Annotated in this window: 1 protein-coding gene; it reads left to right on the top strand. The window is 36.2% G+C overall.

The features are described from left to right. A partial coding sequence (locus AC1DWB_RS37245) for a helix-turn-helix domain-containing protein (RefSeq protein WP_477546039.1) occupies nucleotides 1-503 on the top strand: 503 nt, incomplete at its 5' end. Nucleotides 504-508: the final 5 nt, after the last annotated feature.

Raw genomic sequence — 508 nt, forward strand, 5'->3', positions numbered from 1 at the left:
GAATTGTCGATGTTGTTAAAAAAACAGGGATTTCTAAAACAACAATCAGAGCCCTATACCATAATTCTGGCAAGGGCGTCCAGTTCGAAACTCTTGACACATTATGCGAATATTTGAATGTAAGCCCAGGTGAATTAATTAGCCACTACAACTTTGATATTCAACTAATGGATGTTATTCCACAGAATGAAACCAATAATACGAATGTATTTAGATGCACCTTCAAGATTGAAAATACGATTATTGATGGTGAAGTGATATGCGATCTGCTTGATCAGCGGAACGAAAAAGGGCAGGCGCGACTTGTAATTGTTATTTGGGAAAAACTTTACAATCAACTACTTATCGTACCCAATCGGTACATTGCAGATTACTTTGTGAATTATTACTATCAACACATTATCCCGAATGCAGATATCGAGATCGAACCAGAATTTGCGATGTACAAGAATAAAGAAGACATGCAATTAGAAATTAACATGAGAACAAATGAGGACTCCTAAAGGAG

Source organism: Paenibacillus sp. P4_E11 (genome assembly GCF_056401635.1).